This window comes from Streptomyces saintjeani (assembly GCF_055409605.1).
This window is the reverse complement of sequence record NZ_CP189624.1, coordinates 2,510,822-2,533,857: the sequence shown is the minus strand read 5'-3', so window position 1 is coordinate 2,533,857 and position 23,036 is coordinate 2,510,822. Positions and strand designations below refer to the sequence as shown.

The following is a 23,036-nucleotide window of genomic DNA, read 5'->3' as shown; positions in this document are numbered from 1 at the left end:
TGGGCGCGACCAGCCACCCACAACCGGCAGTCGCGCACTACCTCAGCGCCCCTTCCCCCTAGGCGTAAATTGACGCCATGCCCCTGCCCCCCACCATCCGCGTACTCACCTACAACATCCGCTCCATGAGGGACGACCCCCAAGCCCTCGCCCGCATCATCAAGGCAGCCACCCCCGACCTGGTCCTCCTCCAGGAAGCCCCCCGCTTCTTCCGCTGGCGCAAGAAACTCGCCCGCCTCGCAAGGGCCGCGGACCTGGTCGTCCTCACCGGCGGCGGCACAGCGGCGGGCCCGGCGATCCTCTGCTCCCTGCGCACGACGGTCGAGCGGACCGAGGACGTCCTCCTCCCCCTCACCACCGGCAACCACCGACGCGGCTTCGCGACAGCCGTCGTCCGGATCGGCAACGCCCGCCTGGGAGTCCTCAGCACCCACCTCTCCCTGGACGAGGAGGAGCGCTACGACCAGACGGCCACCCTCCTCGACCGCCTCGCCGGCATGGGCGTGGACCACGCGATCGCGGGCGGCGACATCAACGAACCACCCACGGGCCGAGCGTTCGAACGCCTCGCGGAGACCCTCCAGGACACCTGGCTGACGGCCCCGTGGGGAACGGAACACACCTTCCCGGCGACCGCCCCGAACACCAGGATCGACGCCATCTTCACGACGAAGGGCATCGAAGTCCTCACCGCGGGCGTCCCGAAGGACTACCCCGGCATCACGGAGAACGACCTGAGGGCGGCCACGGACCACCTCCCGGTCCTGGCCACCCTCAGAATCCCCGCGAGCTAGACGACCGCACCCCGCCCGGGATCGTCGTCCCCTTCCTCGTCCGTCCGCATCCGCATGACCAGCGTCGCGAACCCCCCGAGGAACCCGCCGATGCCGACCGTCGCGAGCCACCACGTCATGTCCCACCCGAGGAGCACGGCGAGCAACAGCAGCACCGGCCCCCCGACGACCCCGAGCCACGCGAACTTCGAGGTCGCGTCGGCCTCGGGCAGCGGCGGCGGCTCGGGGGGCACGAAGTGCCCCTCGTCGTCCTCGCCGAGGTCGTCCTCGCCGGGCTCGGCCGGCGAGTAGTCGCGCGGCCCGATACCGGGCGCGAACGTCACGGAACCGCCGAGCGGCTTGTCGGCCGGCGGTTCGGCGGACGCCTCGGGAGCCGCCGGCTTCTCCGGAGGCTTCTCGTCGTCGTTGGTCCGCGCCTCCAGCAGCGCCAGGTCCTCCACCGACTTGAACGGCTTCGCCCCCGGCGGATCCTTGGGCTCGTCCCCGTACCCGGCGACGATGGCGGCCCACGCGGCCTCCTCGTCGAACGGGACGTGCTGGTCCTCCGGCTCCGCGTTGTCCTCGCGGTCGGAGTCGTGCTCAGCCACCTGCCGTCGTCCCTTCCTCAGCGACACCCCTGTCGGCTGCGAGCCGGTCGATGAACGCGATGCTCTCCTCGACGACACGGTCCGCGTCGTGGTCCAACGTCGCGACGTGGTAGCTCTGTTCCAACACGATCTCGCGTACGTCCAACGACGAGATCCGGCTCAGGATCCGCGCGGAGTCCGCCGAGGGGACGACATGGTCCTGAGCCGAGCGCAGCAGCAGCACCGGCTGCGTCACCCGCGGCAGCTCGCCGTCCAGCTTCCGCAGCGCGCCGCGCAGGGAGTGCGCGCAGTGCAGCGGCACCCGGTCGTACCCGACCTCCTCGGCGCCGGGCTTCGCGATGTCGCTGGCGATCCCGGGCGTCGTGCGGACGAGGTGCCGGGCCACCGGAAGGGCGTACGCGGCGAGGCCGTGCACCTTGTTCGCCGGGTTGACGACGACGACCCCGGTGATGTCCGCGCCGTGCTTCGCGGCGAGGCGCAGGGCGAGGGCGCCGCCCATGGAGAGGCCGGCGACGAACACCGTCGTACAGCGCTCGCGCAGGGCGCGCAGTTCGCGGTCCACCTCGGCGTACCAGTCCGGCCAGCCGGTCAGCGCCATGTCCTCCCAGCGCGTGCCGTGCCCGGGCAGCAGCGGCAGCGAGACCGTGAGGCCGTGGTCCGCGAGACGCTCGGCCCAGGGGCGCAGCGACTGCGGGGAACCGGTGAAGCCGTGGCAGAGCAGGACGCCGGTCTCTCCGCCCTCGTGGCGGAACGGCTCTGCTCCGGGGAGGACCGGCACTTCGGGCTCCTGTTCTTTCAAGGACGCGTTGGCGGGACGTGTGGTTCACCGTACGCGACCGCACTGACACCGACCAGGGCCGTCGGCCTGTTCCGCACCGAGCCGGGTTAAGGTCTGTTCGACACAAAACAGGAGGCACTCGGTTGTTGTACGGCGCGATGAAGGTCGCTATCGGGGGACCGCTGAAGGTCACCTTCAGGCCCTGGGTGGAGGGCCTGGAGAACATCCCCGCCGAGGGACCCGCGATCCTGGCGAGCAACCACCTCTCGTTCTCCGACTCGTTCTTCCTGCCGGCGGTCCTCGACCGCAAGGTGACGTTCATCGCGAAGGCCGAGTACTTCACCACCCCGGGCGTGAAGGGCCGCCTCACCGCCGCGTTCTTCAAGGGCGTCGGCCAGCTCCCGGTGGACCGCTCGGGCGCGCGCGGCGCCGGTGAGGCCGCGATCAGGAGCGGCATCGAGGTCCTGGAGCGCGGCGAGCTGTTCGGGATCTACCCCGAGGGCACCCGCTCGCCCGACGGCCGCCTCTACCGCGGCAAGCCCGGCGGTCTCGCCCGCGTCGCCCTCGCGACCGGCGCCCCCGTCATCCCCGTCGCGATGATCGACACGGAGAAGATCCAGCCCCCCGGCCAGGTCATGCCCAAGCTGATGCGCCCCGGCATCCGCATCGGCAAGCCCCTCGACTTCAGCCGCTACGAGGGGCTCGACCAGGACCGCTTCATCCTGCGCGCCATGACCGACGAGGTCATGTACGAGATCATGAAGCTCTCCGGCCAGGAGTACGTCGACATCTACGCCACCGCCGCCAAGCGTCAGCTCACCGACGCGGCCAAGGCCGAGAAGGCCGCGCTCGCACAGGCCAAGCTCGCACAGGCCAAGAAGGAGAAGACCGAAGAGGCTTAAGGTCTCTGCCTGGGGTCTCTGTCTATGGGGGAGTGGGGGGACATGCCCAAACGGGAACGCGTCATGCGCATGTCGGTCGAGCAGCCGCTGTGGCGCGCGCTCACCGGCTACCGCGTCCTGACCATGCTGTACGCGATCGGCCTGTTCATCAGCGCCTACGACGACTTCGACCGCCCCGAGGTCGCCTTCGTCTACTTCCCGCTGCTGTTCATATGGACGCTCGCGACGATCCCCCGCGTCGCGAGCGCCGCCAACTGCACGAAGCGCTTCCTCGCCGCCGACCTCACCATCGCCGTCGTCGGCATCCTCCTCACCCCCCTCGCCGTCACCGACGAGCGCATCACCTCCGGCGGCCCCACGCTGCCGTCGATATGGACGGCCGGCTCCGTCCTCGCGTTCGCCATCAAGGGCGGCTGGCGCTGGGCCGCCTTCGCCTCCACTCCGGTCGCGGTCGCCAACCTCATCCAGCGCGGGGCGCCCGCCCGCGACACCGTCCACAACGTGATCCTCGTCTGGGTCGCCTCCATCGCCATCGGGTACGTCGTCGAGGTCGCCCGCGCCTCCGAGCGCACCCTCGCCCGCGCCCTGGAGATCGAGGCCACGACCCGCGAACGCGAACGCCTCGCCCGGGACATCCACGACAGCGTCCTCCAGGTCCTGGCCATGGTCCAGCGCAGGGGCGCGGTCATCGGCGGGGAGGCCGCCGAGCTGGGACGCATGGCCGGCGAGCAGGAGGTCGCCCTGCGCACGCTGGTCTCCGGCGGCCTCGTCCCCGTCTCCCGGGTGTCGGAGGACTTCGCCGAGGGAGCCGTCGTACGCCTCGTCGACGAACCCGACCCCGACGGCCCCGTCGATCTACGGCCGCTGCTCGCGCCGTACGCCGCCGCCCGCGTCAGCCTCGCCGAACCCGGCGCCCCCGTCGAGCTGGCCCCGGCCGCCGCGCGGGAACTCGCCTCCGCCGTCGGCGCCGCCCTGGACAACGTGCGCCGGCACGCCGGTGACGACGCGCACGCCTGGATCCTCGTCGAGGACGAGCCGGACGAGGTGATCGTCACCGTCCGCGACGACGGGCCCGGCATCCCCGAAGGACGCCTCGCGCAGGCCGAGGGGGAGGGGCGGCTCGGGGTCGCCCAGTCTATCCGCGGCCGGCTGCGCGACCTCGGCGGACGCGCCGAACTGATCTCCACGCCCGGCCAGGGCACCGAGGTGGAACTGACGGTCCCGAAGAAGGGCAGGACATGAGCGGCATCAAGGTGATGGTGGTCGACGACCACCCCATGTGGCGCGACGCGGTCGCCCGGGACCTCGCCGAGAACGGCTTCGACGTCGTCGCCACCGCCGGGGACGGCGAACAGGCCGTACGCCGCGCCAAGGCCGCCGTCCCCGACGTCCTCGTCCTCGACCTCAACCTCCCCGCCAAACCCGGCGTCCAGGTCTGCAAGGAGGTCGTCGCCGCCAACCCCGCGCTGCGCGTCCTCGTCCTGTCCGCGAGCGGGGAGCACGCGGACGTCCTGGAGGCCGTGAAGTCCGGCGCGACCGGGTACCTGCTGAAATCGGCGTCCACGGAGGAGCTGCTGGACGCGGTGCGCCGTACGGCCGTCGGGGACCCCGTCTTCACGCCGGGCCTCGCCGGGCTCGTCCTCGGCGAGTACCGCCGCCTCGCCTCCGACCCCGCGCCCTCCTCCGGCGGCGGCGACCGGTCCGACGCGCCCCGGCTCACCGACCGCGAGACCGAGGTGCTGCGCCTCGTCGCCAAGGGCCTCAGCTACAAGCAGATCGCCGAACGCCTCGTCATATCCCACCGCACGGTCCAGAACCACGTACAGAACACCCTCGGCAAGCTCCAGCTCCACAACCGGGTCGAGCTTGTCCGGTACGCGATCGAGCGGGGTCTCGACGACGAGTGAACCGCGCGCGAGACTGACACTTCGTCAGACCGGCAGGACGAAGGGACTGGTCCCATGCGCGTCGGAGTACTGACCGGAGGCGGCGACTGCCCCGGCCTCAACGCCGTCATCCGGGCGATCGTCCGCAAGGGCGTCCAGGAGTACGGCCACGAATTCACCGGCTTCCGCGACGGCTGGCGCGGGGTCATGGACGGCCGCGCCGTCCCCCTCGACATCCCCGCCGTACGCGGCATCCTCCCGCGCGGCGGCACGATCCTCGGCTCCTCCCGCACGAACCCCTACCGGGAGGAGGACGGGGTCGGGCGGATCAGGGCGACGCTGGCCGCGCAGGAAGTCGACGCGCTCATCGTCATCGGCGGCGAGGACACGCTCGGCGTCGCCGCGAAGCTCTCCGCCGAGGAGGGCATCCCCTGCGTCGGCGTCCCCAAGACCATCGACAACGACCTCTCCGCGACGGACTACACGTTCGGCTTCGACACGGCCGTGGGCATCGCGACCGAGGCCATCGACCGGCTCCACACCACCGCCGAGTCCCATATGCGGGTCCTGGTCGTCGAGGTCATGGGCCGCCACGCCGGGTGGATCGCGCTGCACTCGGGCCTCGCGGGGGGCGCGAACGCGATCCTCATCCCCGAGCAGCGCTTCGACGTCGACCAGGTCTGCGGCTGGGTGAGGTCCCGCTTCCGCGCCTCCTACGCGCCGATCGTGGTCGTCGCGGAGGGCGCGATGCCGAAGGACGGCGACCTGGTCCTCAAGGACGAGTCCCTGGACTCCTTCGGCCACGTCCGCCTGTCCGGGGTGGGCGAATGGCTGGCCAAGCAGATCGAGAAACGAACAGGCAACGAGGCCCGCACAACGGTCCTGGGCCACGTCCAACGAGGCGGCACCCCCAGCGCCTTCGACCGCTGGCTGGCGACACGCTTCGGCCTCCACGCGATAGACGCGGTCCACGAGGGCGACCACGGAGTAATGGTCGCCCTCCGAGGAACGGACATCGTCAGGGTCCCGCTGGCGGCGGCGACGGAGCGGCTGAAGACGGTGGACCCGAAGCTGTACGAGGAGGTGGGGGTCTTCTTCGGTTAGCCGACCGGCTTCAGGGCTCCCATCAACTCCCGTACGATCCCTGCTCCGTTGAGGGTCAGGATCGACTCCGGGTGGAACTGCACGCCCGCGAAACCGGGCCCCCGCAGCGCATGCACCTCGCCGTTCTCGGCCCTGCTCACCTCCACCTCGGTCTCACCGCACCGCGCCACGAAGCTGTTGTAGAACCCGACCGTCTCCGCCCTCCCGAACAACTCGATCTCCACCTGAGCCCCCTGGAACGGCACCTCCTTGCGCACGATCTCCATCCCCAGCTCCGCGGCGATCAGCTCGTGCCCGAGGCACACCCCCAACACCCCGTACCGATGCCCCCGCAGCAACTCCCCGGCCAGCTCCCGCAGGAACCGCATCTTCGGGTCGGCCAGGTCGGACGGGTCACCGGGCCCGGGGCCCAGGACGACGGGACCGGGGTGCGCGAGCACGGTCTCGCGTACCCCGGGTTCGTCGTAGCGGCGGACGCTCACCTCGAACCCGTCCGTGCGGAGCACATGCGCGAGCATCGCCGTGAACGTGTCCTCCCCGTCCACGACGAGCGCATGACCGGCAGACACCGCCGACGGCACCTGCATCCGCAGCCAGAACGGCGCCAGAGAGGACCGGCGTCCGTCCAACGCGGCCCGCACCCGCGCATCGTCGGCCAGACGCGGCCGGCCCCGCTCGGAACGCGGCCGGGACGGACGTACCCCCAGAGCCGCCAGCACACCCGCGGCCTTCGCATGTGTCTCCGCCACCTCGCTCGCCGGATCGGACCCGCGCACGAGGGTCGCCCCGACGGACACCCGCAGCCGCCCCCCGGCGGAGATGTCGGCCGTACGGATCAGGATCGGCGAGTCGAGGGTCTGCGCACCTCCGGCGTCACGGCCGAGCAGCGCCAGCGCACCCGCGTAGTACCCCCGCCCCCCGGACTCGTGCCGCTCGATGACCCGGCACGCGTTCTGCACGGGCGACCCGGTGACGGTCGCGGCGAACATGGTCTCGCGCAGGACGTCCCGTACGTCGAGGGAGGACTTGCCCCGCAACTCGTACTCCGTGTGCGCGAGATGGGCCATCTCCTTCAGCCGGGGCCCGATCACCACCCCGCCCATGTCCCCGACCGTGCACATCATCTTCAGCTCCTCGTCGACGACCATCGACAGCTCCTCGATCTCCTTGCCGTCGGCGAGGAAGCCGAGAAGGTGCTCCGGCGTCGGCCCCTCGGCGGGATAGCGGTACGTCCCGCTGATCGGGTTCATGACGACGGTCCCGCCGGACATCCGGACGTGCACCTCGGGGGACGCGCCGACGAGGGTCCGCTCCCCGGTGTGGACGACGAAGGTCCAGTACGCGCCGCGCTCACCGACGAGGAGCCGCCGGAAGAGCGCGAGAGCGTCCGCCCGGGAGAAGCCGTCGATATGACCTTCGTACGTCCGCCGGATCACGAAGTTGGCACCCTCCCCGCTGCCGATCTCGTCCCGCAGGACCCGCCCGACGATCTCGCCGTACTCCTCGTCGTCGACGTCGAAGCGGCCGTCGTCCACGCGGACGTCGTGGGAGGGGAGTCGGGCGAGTGCCTCGTCCAGCGTGAGGACGCGGGTCTCCTCGGGGCGCAGGACGGTCAGCGGGGTGCCGTCGTCGCGGACGTCGAAGCCGCGCTCGCGGATCTGGCGGAACGGGATGAGCGCGAGGCCGTGGTCGGGGAGGTCGGCGAGGCGGTCGTACACCTCGGTCGGCCCGATCAGCAGCTCGACGGTGTCGCCGTCGTGACCGGGCGTGCGGCGGCGCAGGAGCGCGAAGGGGCGGGGGTCGTTGATGAGGTCCATGCGGTGTGATCTCTCTGGGAGGAGAGACGGACCCCTGGGAAACACGAAGGCCGCCTCTCGGAGGCGGCCTGTGGGTTGTACGCGCAGATCAGCGGGCCGCCGGGGGAGCGGTCCACCACCAGTTACGGGTCGAGTGCGCGAACATGCGGCGTACCTTACAGCACACCTGTGTCTCACCTTTCGAGCCGTGCGAAAACCCGTCGACACGACCCCGTAATGTGGAGCCCGTGACCGTGAACGCTGATTCCCAAGCCGTCGCCGCGCTGGCGACCTGGCGCGACCTGCCCGCGGCGCAGCAGCCCGAGTACCCCGACACCGAGGCTCTGCGCAAGGTTGTCGCGGAGCTGGAGTCGTATCCGCCGCTCGTCTTCGCGGGGGAGTGCGACCAGCTGCGCAGCCGGATGGCGGCCGTCGCCAAGGGGGAGGCGTTCCTTCTCCAGGGCGGTGACTGCGCCGAGGCGTTCGACGCCGTGGGTGCCGAGCAGATCCGCGCCAAGCTGAAGACGCTCCTCCAGATGGGCGCCGTCCTGACGTACGCCGCCTCGGTGCCGGTCGTGAAGGTCGGCCGCATCGCCGGCCAGTACTCCAAGCCGCGCTCCAAGCCGACCGAGACCCGCGACGGCGTGACCCTGCCGACGTACCGCGGCGACTCCGTCAACGGCTTCGACTTCACCGAAGAGGCCCGCATCCCGGACCCCGAGCGGCTGAAGCGGATGTACCACGCCTCCGCGTCGACGCTGAACCTGGTGCGCGCCTTCACCACCGGCGGGTACGCCGACCTGCGCCAGGTGCACGCCTGGAACCAGGACTTCGTGAGGTCCTCGCCGTCCGGCCAGCGTTACGAGCAGCTCGCGCGCGAGATCGACAACGCCCTGAACTTCATGCGGGCCTGCGGGACCGACCCGGAGGAGTTCAAGACCGTCGAGTTCTACTCCTCGCACGAGGCGCTGCTGATGGACTACGAGTCGGCGCTGACCCGCGTCGACTCCCGCACCGGCAAGCTGTACGACGTCTCCGCGCACATGGTGTGGATCGGCGAGCGCACCCGCCAGCTCGACCACGCGCACATCGAGTTCGCGTCGCGCATCCGCAACCCCATCGGCGTCAAGCTCGGTCCGACGACCACCGCCGAGGAGGCGCTCCAGTACGTCGAGCGGCTCGACCCCGACCGGGAGCCCGGGCGGCTGACGTTCGTCGTCCGCATGGGCGCCGACAAGGTCCGCGACAAGCTCCCCGAGCTGGTCGAGAAGGTCACCGCGTCCGGCGCGGTGGTGGCCTGGGTGACCGACCCGATGCACGGCAACACCTTCGAGGCGGCCTCGGGCCACAAGACCCGCCGCTTCGACGACGTGCTCGACGAGGTCAAGGGCTTCTTCGAGGTCCACAAGGGCCTCGGCACGCACCCGGGCGGCATCCACGTCGAGCTGACCGGTGACGACGTCACCGAGTGTGTCGGCGGCGGCGACGAGATCTTCGTCGACGACCTGCACCAGCGGTACGAGACGGCCTGCGACCCGCGGCTCAACCGCAGCCAGTCGCTGGACCTGGCGTTCCTCGTCGCGGAGATGTACCGCGACCAGTAGAGGTACCGGCTCATGCCTTGGGGCGCGGATCACATGCGATCCGCGCCCCTTCGCACTTTTGCGGCACCTGTCCGCCGGGTAAGGTTAGGTTCACCTAATCGTTCTTGGCGGGAGGTGAGTCCGCGTGTACGTGTGCAGCTGCTTCGGCGTGACCGAGGCGCAGGTCCTGCGGCACGCGGGCGACGGCGCTTGTACGCCCCGCCAGATAGCCTCCGCCTGCAAGGCCGGGACGGACTGCGGCTCGTGCGTCCGCCGTATCCAGGCGATCCTCGGCCGGGGTGCCTGCAAGACGGCGGTGACCCGGCTGGAGTCGGTGGAGCCCGCTTCCCTGGAGGAAGCCGCTTAGCTCTCCGGCTGTTCGATCAGCTGGGCGATGTACAGCGCCTCGCCGAGCTTCTCGACCAGTTCGAGCTGGGTGTCGAGGTAGTCGATGTGGTGCTCCTCGTCCTCCAGGATCGACTCGAAGATGTTCGCCGACGTGATGTCGCCCTTCTCGCGCATCACCTTGATGCCGCGCTTCAGGCGGTCGATCGCCTCGACCTCGACCATGCGGTCGGCCTCGAACATCTCCTTGACGGTCTGGCCGATCCGGACGTGGAAGAGGCGCTGGTAGTTCGGCAGGCCCTCCAGGAAGAGGATCCGGTCGGTCAGCACCTCGGCGTGCTTCATCTCGTCGAACGACTCGTGCCGGGTGTACTTCGCGAGCTTCGTCCAGCCGAAGTTCTCCTGCATCTTCGCGTGCAGGAAGTACTGGTTGATCGCCGTCAGCTCACCCGTGAGCTGCTCGTTGAGGAATTCGATGACTTCCGGGTCGCCCTGCATCGCCAAGGCTCCTTCCGTACGGGATCCGTGGGGGGATCGGGGGGATCTGTGGGGAGGACGCGGCCGATGATGGCACTGGCACGGAAGATCGTCCAGTAAGTGCGGGCTTAGTAAGTAAGGGCATGCTTAGTTTGAATTGCCCCGATTTTCGGGTTCGTATTCGCGTCTGTCAGGATGGGGCCATGGGTCGTCCGGTGGAGCGGGAATCAGGAGAGAGCGGACCGTCCGAGCTTCCGCCGGGGCAGCGACTCCAACGCGGCTGGCCGGTCACGCATTACGGCCCCGTCCCCAAGTTCCGCCCCGAACGCTGGGATTTCCGCGTCTTCGGCGCCACCGCCGACGGGGAGAAGCACAGCTGGAGCCACGAGGAGTTCGCGGCTCTGCCGTACGCGACCGTCGTCGCCGACCTCCATTGCGTGACCAAATTCAGCATGCTCGGCGCGGAATGGGGCGGTATTCCGGCGAGCGCGGTCCTCGCGCTCGCGCCGCCCGCTCCCGACGTCACGCACGTCATGGTGTGGGCTGAATACGGGTACAGCGCCAACCTCCGGCTCGCCGACTTCACCGACCCCCGCAGCCTCTTCGCCAGCCACAAGGACGGTGAACTCCTCACCGCCGAGCACGGGTTCCCGCTGCGCCTCGTCGTCCCTCACCTCTACGCCTGGAAAGGGCCCAAGTGGGTGCGCGGCATCGAGTACATGACCGCCGACCGGCGCGGATTCTGGGAGGAGCGGGGCTATCACAACGTCGGCGACCCCTGGCGCGAGCAGCGGTACTCGTACCAGGAGACGCCGGGGGAGGGGCCGGAGCTGTAAGGCTCAGTGACGGTGGTGCCGGCTCAGCGGTGGTGTCGGTTCAGTGGTGGTGCTGGTGAACCACCGCGTGGCCTTTTCCGCGCCCGATCATCCACTTGTTCACCGGGACGGTGACGAGGAACGCGATCACCAGGGAGATCGCGAGCGAGCCCCAGAACAAGAAGTCCGCCAGTTCCGCGTCCATCGCGTCCGGCCACACCACGATCACGCCGTTGTCGATCAGCTCCATGACGGCGATCGACAGCGTGTCCGCGGCCAACGCCACCCGAATGGCCGCCTTCAGTCCGAGCCCGCTCTTCAGCACCCCGCGCAGGGTGAGCGAGTAGCCGAAGAAGAACGCCAGCACGATCGCGAGAAGCGTGGTCGCCAGGTTTCCCCACCCGAACGCCGTGCCGATCACCATGCCGAGCACTTCGCCGATGGCGCATCCGGTGAGGCAGTGGAGGGTGGCCTGGATCGCCATGGCCCAGGTCGCGGGGGCGGGGCGGTGGGGGTGTGCTTCGTGCTGCATGGGGGCTCCCGGGGTCGGGGACGGAACCTGCACCGGGCCGAACCCTATACCCCCCTGGGGTATTCCCCCAGGGTCAGCCGTCCCGCAGTTTCTTCAGCCGCGCCACGTCCGCCGCGTGACCCTCCTTGCCGCCCGGGGTCTCGATGATCAGGGGGACGCCTTCCGTCGCCGGGTGGGTCATCAGGGCGCGGAAAGGGTCCTCGCCGATGTGGCCGGAGCCGATGTTCTCGTGGCGGTCCTTGTGGGCGCCCACGACGTCCTTCGAGTCGTTGGCGTGGATCAGCTTCAGGCGGCCCTCGCCGACCGTGCCGACCAGGAGGTCGAGCGTCTGGTGCATGCCGGTCGGGCCGGTCAGGTCGTGGCCCGCGGCGAAGATGTGGCACGTGTCCAGGCAGACGCCGAGTTTCGGGTGGGCGTCCAGGGCGTCGAAGTAGGGGCCGAAGTCCCAGGTGCGGGAGCAGAGGGACGAGCCCTGTCCGGCCGTCGATTCGAGGAGGAGGTACGGGTCGTCGTCGTGGGTCAGCTCGTCCAGCAGCGGCAGCATGTGCTCGCGGACCTGGCTCAGCGCCACCTTCCGCTCCCGGCCGCCGGTCGCGCTTCCCGTGTGGACGACGACCCCGAGCGCCCCGATCTCCCGCGCCCGGCGCAGCGAGTGCCGCAGCGACTCCACCGACCTCTCGACCGTCGCCTCCGTGTGGGAGCCGAAGTTGATCAGGTACGGCGCGTGCACGTACGCGGGCTTGCGCAGCTCCTCGCACGCCTGCCGGAACGCCTCGTCCTGCCGCGGATTCCCGACCGGCGTCGCCCACCCCCGCGGGTTCGCGACGAAGACCTGCACGGTCTCCGCCTCCAGCTCCTCGGCGTACGAGAGACCGACGGAGTGCAGACCACCGGCCACGGGGACGTGGCCGCCTACGGGGTTACGGGAGGGGAAGTTCACGCTTCCAGGGTGTCACGCGGGGCGGGGGGCGTTGCGCCGGGCGACCCTCACCGGATGGTGATCGTGATCGTCGATCCCTTCGGCGCCGTGTCCCCCGCGTCCACCGACTGCTCCTTCACCGTGTCGCCGAAGAGGCCCAGCAGACCCCGGTCCTCCTTGACCTTGAAGCCGGACTGTTCGAGCCGCTTCTTCGCGTCGTCGACGCTCGATCCGACGACGTCCGGGACCTCGATCATCTCCGGGCCCTTGGACAGGGTCAGCGTGACCGTGTCGCCCTCGGCGGCCTCGCCGCCCGCGTCGGGCGACTGCTGCGCGACCTTGCCCTTGTCCAGCTCGGAGTTGACCTGCGTCGAGGAGATCTCGACCTTGAGACCGGCCCCCTCCAGCGCGGTCGTCGCCGCGTCGAGGTCCTGCCCGGTGACGTCCGGGATCTCGACGGCCGCGCCCTTGCTGACGACGAGCGCGACGGCGGACCCGGCATGCCGGGACGTGCCGACCGCAGGCGTCGTGCGGATGACGGTCCCCTTGGCGGCGGAGTCGTCGAACTCGCTGGTCACGACGCCCGGTTGGAGCCCGGCAGCGGTGAGGCGCTTGCTCGCCTCGGCCTGCGTGAGGCCGGTGGTGTCCGGGACGCGGACGGTCTGCGGGCCGTCCGAGACGGTCAGCGTCACCGAGTCGTTCTTGCGGATGCGGGCGCCGGGCGCGGGGTCCGTGCTGATGACGGTCCCGCGCTTCACCGTGTCGCTGTACGCGTGCTCGACGTCCCCGACACCGAGCCCCGCGTCGTCCAGCCGCTTCTTCGCGACCGCCTCGGTCTGCGTGAGGACCGCGGGGACGTTCGTGAACTGCCCCGAGTTGATGTACCAGACGCCCGTACCGATCCCGAGGAACAGCAGGACCCCGGCCACGAGCGCGACGACGCCCCGCCGGCGCCGTACCGGACTCCTGCGCGGCGGGGGAGGGGGTGCCTCGAAGCGGGACGTGTGCTGGACGTCGTCCTCGTTCACCGGCAGCGGGCGCGGGACCGTCAGCGACCTCGGGATCACGCTCGTGCGGTCCTGCGCGATGTCGTGCTCCGACGCCGTCGACTGCGGCGGCACCGCGTCCAACTGCTCCTCGCTCAGCGCGGCGCGCGCGGTGCGGACCAGGCCCAGCAGCTCCACCGCGTCGTTCGGCCGTACGTCCGGCGTGCGCGCCGTCGCCGACGCGACCAGCTCGTCCAGCTCGTACGCCAGACCCGGTACGGCCGCCGAGGGCGGCGGGACGTCGTCGTGCAGGTGCTTGTACAGGACGATCGCCGGGGTCTCGCCCTCGTGCGGCTGCGCGCCGGTCAGCATCTCGTACAGCAGGACCCCGCACGCGTACACGTCCACGCGCGCGTCCGCCGTACCCCTCTCCGTCTGCTCCGGCGCGAGATACGCGACTGTCCCGAGTACGCCCCCCGTGCTTTCCGTCACCGTCCCCACGGACCGTACGAGCCCGAAGTCCGCGACCTTGACCCGGCCGTCGTCCCCTATCAGCACGTTCTCGGGCTTCATGTCCCGGTGCACGAACCCGGCACGGTGCGCGGCGCCCAGCGCGGCCAGCACCGGCTCCAGAATGTCCAGCGCGGCCCTGGGTTGCAGCGCGCCCCGCTCCCGCAGCACATCCCGCAAGGTGCACCCGGCGACGTACTCCATCGCCAGATACACGTACGGCCCGTCCGCCCCCTGATCGAACACCTGCACGACATTCGGATGGGCCAGCCGGGCGACCGACTTGGCCTCCCGGATGAACCGCTCCACGAACACACTGTCCGCGGCCAGCGCCGGATGCATCACCTTCACGGCCAGCACCCGGTCCAACCGCATGTCGACGGCCCGATAAACCGTGGCCATCCCGCCAACCGCGATCCGCGCATCGACGCGATAACGCCCATCGAGCACCTGCCCGACGAGAGGGTCCTGAAGGGTCGTATCCACGCCGCCGAGTCTACGAGCCACCACTGACACGGAGATCCGCCCACCCGGAATGGGAACGCGCTTGTGACGCGAAACGCGCGAGTTCCCTGGAGGGAAGGGTTCCGGTAGTGGCGGGGATCACGGGGCGAGGGCGACGACGGCAAGACCGAGAGGGTACGGGCAGGGCTCACCGCCACCCCGACGAACAGACCACCGGGCCCCGCAAACTAAAACTCCCAGCCCGAGAAGCCACCCCTCCCCCGGCGCCCGCCCCCGGGGGCCTCGCCAGGCCAACCCCCGAGGGATGGCCCCGCCGGGCCCGACAGCGTCCCTCGCGCGCGAGCCCTCAACGGACAGCCGACCCGTCCGCCTGGTGGCTGAGCCTGCCCGGAGTCGAGCCCGCCCGAGTAGCTGCGTTCGCCGGCCGCCGCGTTCGCGCGGGGACTCCCCGGACGGGTGGCCGCCGACGGTGGGAAGCCCTACGAGAAACGTCCACCCATCAATCGACTGGAAACGGGTGGCGCGTGGGTGGGGAAAGGAATCGTTCAGAACGACGGGCGTTCAGGATCGAACTCCGCCAACCCCTCCGCCGGGGACGACGCCTCCGCGAAGTACCGCCGAGGAATCCGCCCCGCCAGCCGAGCCGACCTCCCCGCCTCGACCGCGTAGCGCATCGCGGACGCCATCAGCACAGGATCCTGCGCCCGAGTCACCGCAGACGCCAGCATCACCCCCGCACACCCCAACTCCATCGCGAACGCCACATCCGAAGCCGTCCCGGCCCCCGCGTCAAGAATCACCGGCACGCGCGCGTGCTCGACGATCAACTGGAAGTTGTGGGGATTACGGATACCGAGCCCGGACCCGATAGGCGACCCCAGCGGCATCACGGCCGCACACCCCACATCCTCCAGCTTCCGCGCAAGGACAGGATCGTCGTTCGTGTACGGCAACACCGTGAACCCGTCATCCACCAACACCTCCGCCGCCTCCAGCAACTCCACAGGATCCGGCAACAACGTCCGCTCATCGGCGATCACTTCAAGCTTGACGAGCGACGTCCCGAGCGCCTCCCGAGCGAGCCGAGCGGTTAGCACGGCCTCCCCCGCGGTGAAACACCCGGCCGTATTGGGCAACACCCGAACCCCGAGCCGATCAAGAACGGACAGAACCGATCCCTGCGTGGAGGGATTCACCCGCCGCATCGCAACGGTCGTCAACTCGGTCCCGGACGCGACGAGCGCCCGCTCAAGGACATCGAGACTGGCCGCACCCCCGGTCCCCATGATCAGCCGGGAGGAGTACGCCGTACCCCCCAGCAGAAACGCATCATCAGCCATGGCTCAACCTCCCTGGACAGCGGTGAGGACTTCGACACGATCCCCGTCGGACAGAACGGTCGTGGACCACCCCGCGCGCGGGACGACGATCTCGTTGAGCGCGGCGGCAACCCCGGAGGGAACAGGCGCGAGCGCACGGACGACGGAATCGAGCACAGTCCCGGCGTCAACCACGTGCACCTCGCCATTGACGGAGATGTTCATACGGAGTGCTCCAGAAGCGAACCGGCACCGAAGCGCCGGGGAGTGAAGGGGCGGGCTTCCTCGGGCAGCTCACCGCAGGTCAACGCGTGCGCGAGCGCATCCCCGGTGACCGGCGTCAACAGGACCCCGTTGCGATAGTGCCCGGTCGCGAGGAGCAGCCCGTCGAGCCCGGTCGGCCCGAGGAGAGGCGCGTTGTCGGGAGACCCCGGCCGCAACCCCGCGCGCGTCTCCGTGAGCGGCAGCTCGGTGATCCCGGGCACCAGCTCGTGCGCGTCGCGCAGCAACTCGTACACACCCCCCGCGGTGACGACGGTGTCCCACCCCTGCTCCTCGGTGGTGGCCCCCACGACGAGCTCCCCGTTGGCACGGGGCACGAGATACACGTGACTGCCCCGCACGACGGCCCGCACGGTACGGCTCAGGAAGGGCGCGTGGGAGGCCGGCACGGAGAGCCGAAGCACCTGCCCCTTCACGGGCCGCACGGGCGGCCGTACGGCGTCGGGGACCCCGTCGAGCCGTGCGCTGAGGCTGCCCGCGGCGAGCACGACCTGCCCGGCACCGAGGAACGCACCCGCGCGCGTGTGCACGCCGGTGGCCCGCCCCCCGGTGACGTCGAGCCGCTCGGCCCACTCGCGGTGGAGGACGACCCCCGCACGCGCACAGGCGACGACGAGCGCGGCGGCGAGCCGACGGGGATCGACCTGATGGTCACCGTCGACGCGCAGCCCCCCGCGCACACCGGGCGCGAGCATGGGCTCCAGACGGCGGCAGTCCCGCCCGGACAGCCACTCCGACTCCAGCCCGGACCGGCGTTGCAGCGTGTGCAGCTCCCGCAGGTGGGCCCGGTCGTCGGCATCGAGCGCGACGGCGAGCGTCCCGCAGCGGCGGTAGCCGACGTCGTGCCCGGTGACCTCGGTCAGCTCGGCCACGAAATCGGGATACCGGCGCGCGGAGGCGAGGTTCAGACCCAGCAGGGTCTGCTCACCGTGGTGCAGTTCGGTGACGGCGGCCAGCATCCCGGCGGCGACCTGAGCGGCCCCGCCCCCCGGCTCGGGATCCACCACGGAGGCCCTCAGACCGCGCTGTGCGGCCCGCCAGGCGGTGACAAGGCCGATGATCCCGCCCCCGACCACGAGGACGTCAGACGGACGCGTAGGCGACATGGGCGTCCAGCCCCTCCCTTCGCCGGCATGACCCGGATCAGGTTCGTACGGTCGGAGGCCGGCCAGCCTCCCTCTCAGCCCGGTACGCCCGGGCTCCCGCGAGTGCTTTACGTTGGCCCCACCCTAGCCCGCACCCCCCGCACCTCGTAAAGGGAGCCTCAGTTGACCCTCGACGGCCTCGTGTTCGCCCCCGTCGCCGACCAGGCGCCCGGCCAGGTCGGCACGGGCACCCGGTTCACGTACCACGAGTCCGACGGCGTGGTCTGGGCCGACTACGCGGGCGGGGACGTCGTACGCGGCCACCTCGTCGGCACGCGCGCGGGGGACCGCGTCGACTTCCGGTACGTCCAGCTGCGCACCGACGGGACGACCGCCTCCGGCCACTGCGTGTCGACCGTCGTACCCCTCCCCGACGGGCGCGTACGGCTCGACGAGACCTGGGAGTGGGAGTCCCAGGACGGCGCCGGTACGAGCGTTGTGGAGCAGGTCACGGAACCGGGCCCCTGACTGACTCACCGTCACGCAACTATGGTGATCGAGTGAGCGAGCAGACGCAGGAAACGGACGCCCCGCGCGTGGTCGTCGTCGGCGCCGGGATGGCCGGGGTGCAGACCGCGGTCGCCCTGCGCGAACAGGGCTTCGCCGGGACGGTCACCGTCATCGGCGCGGAACCCCACCAGCCGTACGACCGTCCCCCGCTCTCCAAGGCCGTCCTGCTCGGCAAGTCCGACGGCTCCGCGTTCGACATCGACTTCCCCGGCCTCGGCATCGACCTCGTCCTCGGCCGCGAGGCCCTCGCCGTGCGTCCCTCGGAGCACATCGTCAACACGGACGCCGGTACGGTCCCGTACGACGTCCTCGTCCTCGCCACCGGCGCCGAACCGATTCTTCTGCCCGGCACGGAGGGCGTCCCCGGCGTCCACCTCCTGCGCACCCTCGACGACGTCGAACGCCTCCGTCCCGTCCTCGCCGACCAGCACGACGTCGTGGTCGTCGGGGCGGGATGGATCGGCGCGGAGTTCGCCACCGCCGCGCGCGAGGCGGGGTGCGCGGTGACGGTCGTCGAGGCCGCGGACCGCCCGCTCGCGGGCGCGCTGCCTGCCGACGTCGCCGCGCCCATGGCCTCCTGGTACGCCGACCTCGGGGTCGAACTGCGCACCCACGCGCGCGTACGGAGCGTCGAGCCGGGTGCGGTTCTCCTGGACGACGGCACGCGCATCCCCGCGGGGGCGGTCCTCGTCGGCATCGGCGCGCGGCCCGCGACGGCGTGGCTCCGCTCCTCGGGGGTGACCCTGGGCGCGCACGGCGAGGTCGTCACCGACGAACACCTCCGCACATCCGCGCCCGACGTCTACGCCGTCGGCGACTGCGCCTCGTTCCCCTCCGCGCGGTACGACGAACGCCTCCTGATCCACCACTGGGACAACGCGCTCCAGGGCCCCCGCACGGTCGCCGCGAACATCCTCGCCTCCGCCACCGGCGCCCCTCCGGTCGCCTACGACCCCGTCCCGTACTTCTGGTCCGAGCAGTTCGGGCGGTTCGTGCAGTACGCGGGGCACCATGCGGGGGCCGACACGATGGTCTGGCGCGGCGAGCCGTCCGGACCGGCGTGGTCGGTGTGCTGGCTGCGGGAGGGACGGCTGGTGGCACTCCTGGCAGTGGGCCGGCCTCGGGATCTGGCGCAGGGGAGGCGGTTGATCGGGGCGGGGGCTGTGATGGATGTGGGGGTGCTGGGGGATGCGGGGCTGCCGTTGAAGTCGGCGGTGGCGTGAGGGGCGGGCCGGGTTTCGGAGGGGCGTCGGGGTGGGGGCTCGGGTGACGGGGTGAGGTGTCGAGGTCGGGGTGGGCTTCTGCTTTGTCTCCCTGTCGACCTGTTTGGCGGCCGGATGCCGGCGTTCCTGGCAGGTCCTCGGTGCGGGTGGCCGGCGGGCCCCTGGGCGGGCTTCCGGCAGGCGTCCAGCGGGCTGTTTGGGGTGCGCGGGGGCTCCCCGAGGGGTTCTTGCGGCGCTCTCAGGGGGCCGGTCCGGGTGGGCTCCGTTTCCGCGTGTCAGTGGCAGATGGCAGGCTTGATGTCGTGACCGAGATTGACACGAAGATCGACGCGCTTGTCCCCGCCTGGCTGACGCTGCCCGACATCGCCGAACTGCTCGACGAGGAGGTGACGCGCGTACGGCAACTGGTGAAGGAGGGCCAGCTGATCGCCGTCCGCCGCGGTGAGAACCGCGCACTGCACGTCCCCGCCTCCTTCATCGACGGCGACAAGGTCGTCAAGGGCCTCGTCGGCCTCCTGACGCTCCTGAGGGACGACGGCTTCACGGCCGAGGAGATGATCGAGTGGCTCTTCACTCCCGACCCCACTCTCCCCGGCACCCCGGCCCAGGCACTCCTGGAGAACCGGGGCACCGAGGTCAAACGCCGGGCCCAGGCACTGGCGGTCTGACCGACACGCGGTGAGGTACGGCCGTGCGTCCCGAAGAGGCACGGCCGTACGTCGTCGGGGGCGCCCACTCCCTGGAGGGGCGCACCGTGACGGCTGGTGAGCCCCCGCACGGCGCCTGGAGCAGCGGGCCTTCTGGAGCCGCAGCTCGGCGGGGCGTGTCCGCCCAAGGTCCCTGAGAGGTGCCGCTCGACCCTGCCGGTGAGCCTCAGGGAACTCCGAAGGCGGAACCACCGCGCCCGAAAACTCCGGGGCGCCCACCTCGGGCCTGACGAACTCCCCACGCCTCCAGCCTCGTAAGTTTCCCGACCCCACCGCCGGGAACTCCCTCCCATCGACCCACCACCCAACCCACCCCGGGGGACCCCATGCCCGACGCCGCAGCGCAGCTCGCCGACGCCCGTCTCTACCTCTGCGTGGACGCCCGTAAGCGCCAAGGCGACCTCCCGGAGTTCCTGGACGCCGTGCTCGCCGGGGGAGTGGACATCGTGCAGCTCAGGGACAAGGGGCTGGAGGCCGCCGAGGAGCTGGAGCACCTTGCCGTGTTCGCGGACGCCTGCGCACGGCACGGCAAACTCCTCGCCGTGAACGACCGCGCGGACATCGCGCATGCCGCCGCCGCGGACGTACTGCACCTCGGACAGGGCGACCTCCCCGTCCCCGCGGCGAGGGCGATCGTGAGCGGGAACACACTGATCGGCCGCTCCACGCACTCGGCGGCGGAGGCGGAGGCCGCGGCGGCCGAGGAGGGCGTCGACTACTTCTGCACGGGCCCCTGCTGGCCCACCCCCACGAAGCCCGGCCGCCCGGCCCCCGGCCTCGACCTGGTCCGCCGCACCGCGTCCCTCGCCCCCGCCCGCCCCTGGTTCGCGATCGGCGGCATCGACCTCACGAACCTCGACCAGGTCCTGGAGGCGGGCGCCCGCAGAGTGGTGGTCGTACGCGCGATCTCAGAGGCAACCGCCCCCGGCGAGGCAGCGGCGAGCTTCAAGAAGCGCTTGAACGAGGCGTAACCGGGGAAGGCCGCGCGGACAGAACGCCGGCGAGCAGAAGGCCGTACGGGAACCGCACGGACACGACACCGGCGCGCACAGGGCCGTACCGGGGTTCGGCCGAAGCTCGGACCCCTGCGGCCGACCCCCGGAACTGCGTGGCAGCCCCCCGAAGGACGCCGAGACCCCCCGCACACGCCCGTCCGGCGCCCGCCAGGGCTCGGAGGAACCCGCCCCGGAGCCACCTCACCCCACCCGAGCCCGAACTACCTCCCCCGCCCCCGCTCACCTAGACCCCACCTCGACCCCGCCTACAGCCCCCAACACCCCCCAACACCACCGAACTTGCCCATTCCCCCCACTCTCCGTCCGATATACGGACACTCCCCTCGCGGATTAGGGCAATTTTCCCAGGGCCGGTTGGGGGAGTGGCCCGGTGCTGGCTAACCTGCGGGTATGGCCCTCGGAACCGCATCCACAAGGACCGATCGCGCGCGCACGGTGCGTGACATTCTGGCGTCCGGCAAGACGACGTACTCGTTCGAGTTCTCGGCCCCGAAGACGCCGAAGGGCGAACGGAGTCTGTGGAGCGCGCTCAGGAGAGTCGAGGCGGTGGCACCGGACTTCGTGTCGGTGACCTACGGCGCCGGCGGCTCCACGCGCGCGGGGACGGTGAAGGAGACCCAGCAGATCGTCGCCGACACGACGCTCACCCCGGTCGCCCACCTGACCGCCGTGAACCACTCGATCGCCGAACTGCGCAACATCATCGGCCAGTACGCCGACGCCGGGATCAGGAACATACTCGCGGTCAGGGGAGACCCGCCCGGCGACCCGATGGCCGACTGGATCGCGCACCCCAGCGGACTGACGTACGCGGCGGAACTGGTCCGCCTGATCAAGGAGTCCGGCGACTTCTGCGTGGGCGTCGCCGCGTTCCCGGAGATGCACCCGAGGTCGGACCACTGGGACACGGACGTCGCGCACTTCGTCGACAAGTGCCGCGCGGGCGCGGACTACGCGATCACCCAGATGTTCTTCCAGCCGGAGTCGTACCTGCGCCTGCGCGACCGCGTCGCCGCCGCGGGTTGCGACACCCCGGTCATCCCCGAGATCATGCCGGTCACCAGCGTCCGCATGCTGGAGCGGCTCCCGCAGCTCAGCAACGCGGTCATCCCGTCCGCCCTGAAAGAGCGGATCCTCACAGCGAAGGACGATCCGGCCGCTGTACGCTCCATCGGTATCGAATTCGCCACGGAGTTCTGCGCGCGGCTGCTCGCCGAGGGCGTCCCCGGACTGCACTTCATCACGCTCAACAACTCCACGGCGTCGCTGGAAATCTACGAGAACCTTGGCCTGCACCATCCCCCGCGGGCCTAGACCGGTCGCACGGAAATAAGACACACTGCGTAGCGGCCACTGGGAGAAGAGGGGCGTACATGGGCTGGACGGTCCTCTACATCGCGTTCGGCATCGTCGCACTCTGGCTGCTCGGCGAAGTGCTGTTGCAGTACAAGGCGCGGCTGCGCTGGCGGCTGCTGGCGTTCGTCGGCTTCCTGGGCGTCGTCTTCGGTGTCCTGATTCCATCGGTCCCGGTGATCGCCGTGGGCGCGGTCGCGTTCGCGATCGGGCAGACGTACGTCACCCTGTCGTTCCGCAAGGGCTTCGAGTCGGGCTGGGCGGTCAGCCGCCCCGGCCTCGCGGAGAGCTTCACGAAGCGCCGCAAGGGCAAGAAGACCGACGACGACCCGGCCGGCCCGCTGGCCCCGCCCCCCGGCATGACCGAGGCCCCCGGTGCGCCGTACGAGGCCGCCGACCCCGCCCTCGACGCCGCTGCCACCGCCGCCTTCGAGCGCGCGACCGGCGACTACGACGACGACTTCGACCGCGACGACGTCTTCACTCCGGCCCGCCCCCTCCAGCCGTCCGCCGACACGGTCTACGAGCCCCAGCCACTGCCGGACGAGACCGGCACGTACGGCGTCTACAGCGACGCCGCGTACGCGGCGGCCACCGGCCAGGACCAGTACGCCGCGTACTACGACCAGCAGCAGGGCTACGGCTACGACACCACCGGCGAGCAGCAGCAGTACGCCGCCTACTCCGACCCGTACATCGGCACCCAGACCTACGGCACGGGTTCGTACGACACCACCGGCTACGACCAGCAGCAGTACGGCACCCAGCAGGGCTACCCCCAGGACCAGTACGCCCAGCAGGGCTACCCGACGGAGACCCCCGCGGGCGGCGTCTGGGTCCCCCAGCAGCGCAACACGGACGACCCGTCCTACGGCGACCTCCCTGCCGACCAGCAGTACTACCAGGACGGCCAGGGCCAACAGCAGCAGCACGGCAACGGGTACGACGAGCAGCAGTACCGTTTCTGAAGCGCTGGGCGTTCCGGGGCGCGTGCCCTCGCCG

25 protein-coding genes and 1 riboswitch are annotated in these 23,036 nt (G+C 70.8%); of the genes, 14 read left to right on the top strand and 11 right to left on the bottom strand.

Features of this window, described 5'->3' with window-relative positions; genetic code table 11:
- The first annotated feature begins 77 nt into the window (after positions 1 to 77).
- Positions 78 to 794 (top strand): endonuclease/exonuclease/phosphatase family protein, encoded by a 717-nt coding sequence (locus tag ACQCO7_RS11295; protein ID WP_464071695.1) that lies wholly within the window; start codon positions 78 to 80, stop codon positions 792 to 794.
- Here ACQCO7_RS11295 and ACQCO7_RS11290 read toward each other — a convergent pair.
- A complete protein-coding gene (locus ACQCO7_RS11290; RefSeq protein WP_464071694.1) occupies positions 791 to 1,381 on the bottom strand; it encodes a hypothetical protein in 591 nt (196 codons plus the stop codon). The two genes, ACQCO7_RS11295 and ACQCO7_RS11290, sit on opposite strands and share 4 nt — an antisense overlap.
- Positions 1,374 to 2,159, bottom strand: a complete 786-nt coding sequence (locus ACQCO7_RS11285; RefSeq protein WP_464071693.1) for an alpha/beta hydrolase — start codon at positions 2,157 to 2,159, stop codon at positions 1,374 to 1,376. Before ACQCO7_RS11285 ends, ACQCO7_RS11290 begins: the two co-directional genes overlap by 8 nt.
- A 158-nt stretch (positions 2,160 to 2,317) precedes the next feature.
- Here ACQCO7_RS11285 and ACQCO7_RS11280 point away from each other — a divergent pair, with 158 nt between their 5' ends.
- The 4 genes from ACQCO7_RS11280 to ACQCO7_RS11265 are packed head-to-tail and all read left to right on the top strand — an operon-like array spanning position 2,318 to position 6,051.
- Complete coding sequence (locus ACQCO7_RS11280; protein ID WP_464071692.1) at positions 2,318 to 3,061, top strand: lysophospholipid acyltransferase family protein; 744 nt, start codon at positions 2,318 to 2,320, stop codon at positions 3,059 to 3,061.
- Between the two features lie 42 nt (positions 3,062 to 3,103).
- A complete protein-coding gene (gene macS, locus ACQCO7_RS11275; RefSeq protein WP_464071691.1) occupies positions 3,104 to 4,303 on the top strand; it encodes a MacS family sensor histidine kinase in 1,200 nt (399 codons plus the stop codon).
- On the top strand, positions 4,300 to 4,968 hold the full coding sequence (locus ACQCO7_RS11270) for a response regulator (RefSeq protein WP_464071690.1): 669 nt from the start codon (positions 4,300 to 4,302) through the stop codon (positions 4,966 to 4,968). Before macS ends, ACQCO7_RS11270 begins: the two co-directional genes overlap by 4 nt.
- A 54-nt stretch (positions 4,969 to 5,022) precedes the next feature.
- A complete protein-coding gene (locus tag ACQCO7_RS11265; RefSeq protein WP_464071689.1) occupies positions 5,023 to 6,051 on the top strand; it encodes a 6-phosphofructokinase in 1,029 nt (342 codons plus the stop codon).
- Here ACQCO7_RS11265 and ACQCO7_RS11260 read toward each other — a convergent pair.
- Both ACQCO7_RS11260 and ACQCO7_RS11255 read right to left on the bottom strand, forming a co-directional pair.
- Positions 6,048 to 7,868: an anthranilate synthase family protein gene (locus ACQCO7_RS11260; RefSeq protein WP_464071688.1), complete on the bottom strand. Its 1,821-nt coding sequence runs from the start codon at positions 7,866 to 7,868 to the stop codon at positions 6,048 to 6,050. The genes ACQCO7_RS11265 and ACQCO7_RS11260 overlap by 4 nt on opposite strands.
- Before the next feature lie 88 nt (positions 7,869 to 7,956).
- On the bottom strand, positions 7,957 to 8,013 hold the full coding sequence (locus ACQCO7_RS11255; protein WP_107502881.1) for a trp operon leader peptide: 57 nt from the start codon (positions 8,011 to 8,013) through the stop codon (positions 7,957 to 7,959).
- A gap of 82 nt (positions 8,014 to 8,095) precedes the next feature.
- Between ACQCO7_RS11255 and ACQCO7_RS11250 the strand changes: the two genes are divergently transcribed.
- The gene (locus tag ACQCO7_RS11250) at positions 8,096 to 9,451 is read left to right on the top strand and encodes a class II 3-deoxy-7-phosphoheptulonate synthase (RefSeq protein ID WP_464071687.1); all 1,356 of its coding nucleotides are present in this window, start codon (positions 8,096 to 8,098) and stop codon (positions 9,449 to 9,451) included.
- A 124-nt stretch (positions 9,452 to 9,575) separates the two neighbouring features.
- Positions 9,576 to 9,797 (top strand): (2Fe-2S)-binding protein, encoded by a 222-nt coding sequence (locus tag ACQCO7_RS11245; RefSeq protein ID WP_050369793.1) that lies wholly within the window; start codon positions 9,576 to 9,578, stop codon positions 9,795 to 9,797.
- On the opposite strand, the gene bfr is transcribed toward ACQCO7_RS11245, so the two are convergent.
- On the bottom strand, positions 9,794 to 10,273 hold the full coding sequence (gene bfr, locus ACQCO7_RS11240; protein WP_409114653.1) for a bacterioferritin: 480 nt from the start codon (positions 10,271 to 10,273) through the stop codon (positions 9,794 to 9,796). The two genes, ACQCO7_RS11245 and bfr, sit on opposite strands and share 4 nt — an antisense overlap.
- 182 nt (positions 10,274 to 10,455) lie before the next feature.
- Here bfr and ACQCO7_RS11235 point away from each other — a divergent pair, with 182 nt between their 5' ends.
- Positions 10,456 to 11,088, top strand: a complete 633-nt coding sequence (locus ACQCO7_RS11235; protein WP_464071686.1) for a sulfite oxidase-like oxidoreductase — start codon at positions 10,456 to 10,458, stop codon at positions 11,086 to 11,088.
- 40 nt (positions 11,089 to 11,128) lie between these two features.
- Here the strand turns inward: ACQCO7_RS11235 and ACQCO7_RS11230 are convergent, their stop codons facing one another.
- The 6 genes from ACQCO7_RS11230 to thiO all read right to left on the bottom strand — a co-directional run bounded on the left by ACQCO7_RS11230 (position 11,129) and on the right by thiO (position 17,186).
- The gene (locus ACQCO7_RS11230) at positions 11,129 to 11,599 is read right to left on the bottom strand and encodes a DUF4396 domain-containing protein (protein WP_464071685.1); all 471 of its coding nucleotides are present in this window, start codon (positions 11,597 to 11,599) and stop codon (positions 11,129 to 11,131) included.
- Between the two features lie 73 nt (positions 11,600 to 11,672).
- Entirely contained in the window at positions 11,673 to 12,539 is an 867-nt protein-coding gene (locus ACQCO7_RS11225) for a deoxyribonuclease IV (protein ID WP_464071684.1), read from the bottom strand.
- Between the two features lie 47 nt (positions 12,540 to 12,586).
- Positions 12,587 to 14,500 carry a Stk1 family PASTA domain-containing Ser/Thr kinase gene (gene pknB, locus ACQCO7_RS11220; protein WP_464071683.1) on the bottom strand — a complete coding sequence of 638 codons (1,914 nt, stop codon included), beginning with the start codon at positions 14,498 to 14,500 and terminating at the stop codon, positions 12,587 to 12,589.
- Between the two features lie 524 nt (positions 14,501 to 15,024).
- On the bottom strand, positions 15,025 to 15,819 hold the full coding sequence (locus tag ACQCO7_RS11215; RefSeq protein ID WP_050369798.1) for a thiazole synthase: 795 nt from the start codon (positions 15,817 to 15,819) through the stop codon (positions 15,025 to 15,027).
- Positions 15,820 to 15,822: 3 nt separating this feature from the next.
- A complete protein-coding gene (thiS, locus tag ACQCO7_RS11210; protein ID WP_464071682.1) occupies positions 15,823 to 16,023 on the bottom strand; it encodes a sulfur carrier protein ThiS in 201 nt (66 codons plus the stop codon).
- The gene (gene thiO, locus ACQCO7_RS11205; protein WP_464071681.1) at positions 16,020 to 17,186 is read right to left on the bottom strand and encodes a glycine oxidase ThiO; all 1,167 of its coding nucleotides are present in this window, start codon (positions 17,184 to 17,186) and stop codon (positions 16,020 to 16,022) included. Before thiO ends, thiS begins: the two co-directional genes overlap by 4 nt.
- A riboswitch (TPP riboswitch) is annotated at positions 17,184 to 17,296 on the bottom strand. It overlaps the preceding gene by 3 nt.
- Before the next feature lie 52 nt (positions 17,297 to 17,348).
- Between thiO and ACQCO7_RS11200 the strand changes: the two genes are divergently transcribed.
- The 6 genes from ACQCO7_RS11200 to ACQCO7_RS11175 all read left to right on the top strand — a co-directional run bounded on the left by ACQCO7_RS11200 (position 17,349) and on the right by ACQCO7_RS11175 (position 23,002).
- Positions 17,349 to 17,693, top strand: a complete 345-nt coding sequence (locus tag ACQCO7_RS11200; RefSeq protein WP_464071680.1) for a hypothetical protein — start codon at positions 17,349 to 17,351, stop codon at positions 17,691 to 17,693.
- 32 nt (positions 17,694 to 17,725) lie between these two features.
- On the top strand, positions 17,726 to 18,958 hold the full coding sequence (locus ACQCO7_RS11195; RefSeq protein ID WP_464071679.1) for an NAD(P)/FAD-dependent oxidoreductase: 1,233 nt from the start codon (positions 17,726 to 17,728) through the stop codon (positions 18,956 to 18,958).
- 302 nt (positions 18,959 to 19,260) lie between these two features.
- A complete protein-coding gene (locus tag ACQCO7_RS11190; protein ID WP_010350431.1) occupies positions 19,261 to 19,626 on the top strand; it encodes an Rv2175c family DNA-binding protein in 366 nt (121 codons plus the stop codon).
- A gap of 365 nt (positions 19,627 to 19,991) precedes the next feature.
- Positions 19,992 to 20,636 carry a thiamine phosphate synthase gene (gene thiE, locus ACQCO7_RS11185; RefSeq protein WP_464071678.1) on the top strand — a complete coding sequence of 215 codons (645 nt, stop codon included), beginning with the start codon at positions 19,992 to 19,994 and terminating at the stop codon, positions 20,634 to 20,636.
- A gap of 435 nt (positions 20,637 to 21,071) precedes the next feature.
- Positions 21,072 to 21,995, top strand: coding sequence for a methylenetetrahydrofolate reductase [NAD(P)H] (gene metF / locus ACQCO7_RS11180; RefSeq protein ID WP_464071677.1), 924 nt, complete (start codon positions 21,072 to 21,074; stop codon positions 21,993 to 21,995).
- Between the two features lie 59 nt (positions 21,996 to 22,054).
- Complete coding sequence (locus ACQCO7_RS11175) at positions 22,055 to 23,002, top strand: SCO2102 family sporulation regulator (protein ID WP_464071676.1); 948 nt, start codon at positions 22,055 to 22,057, stop codon at positions 23,000 to 23,002.
- The last annotated feature ends 34 nt before the right edge of the window (positions 23,003 to 23,036 follow it).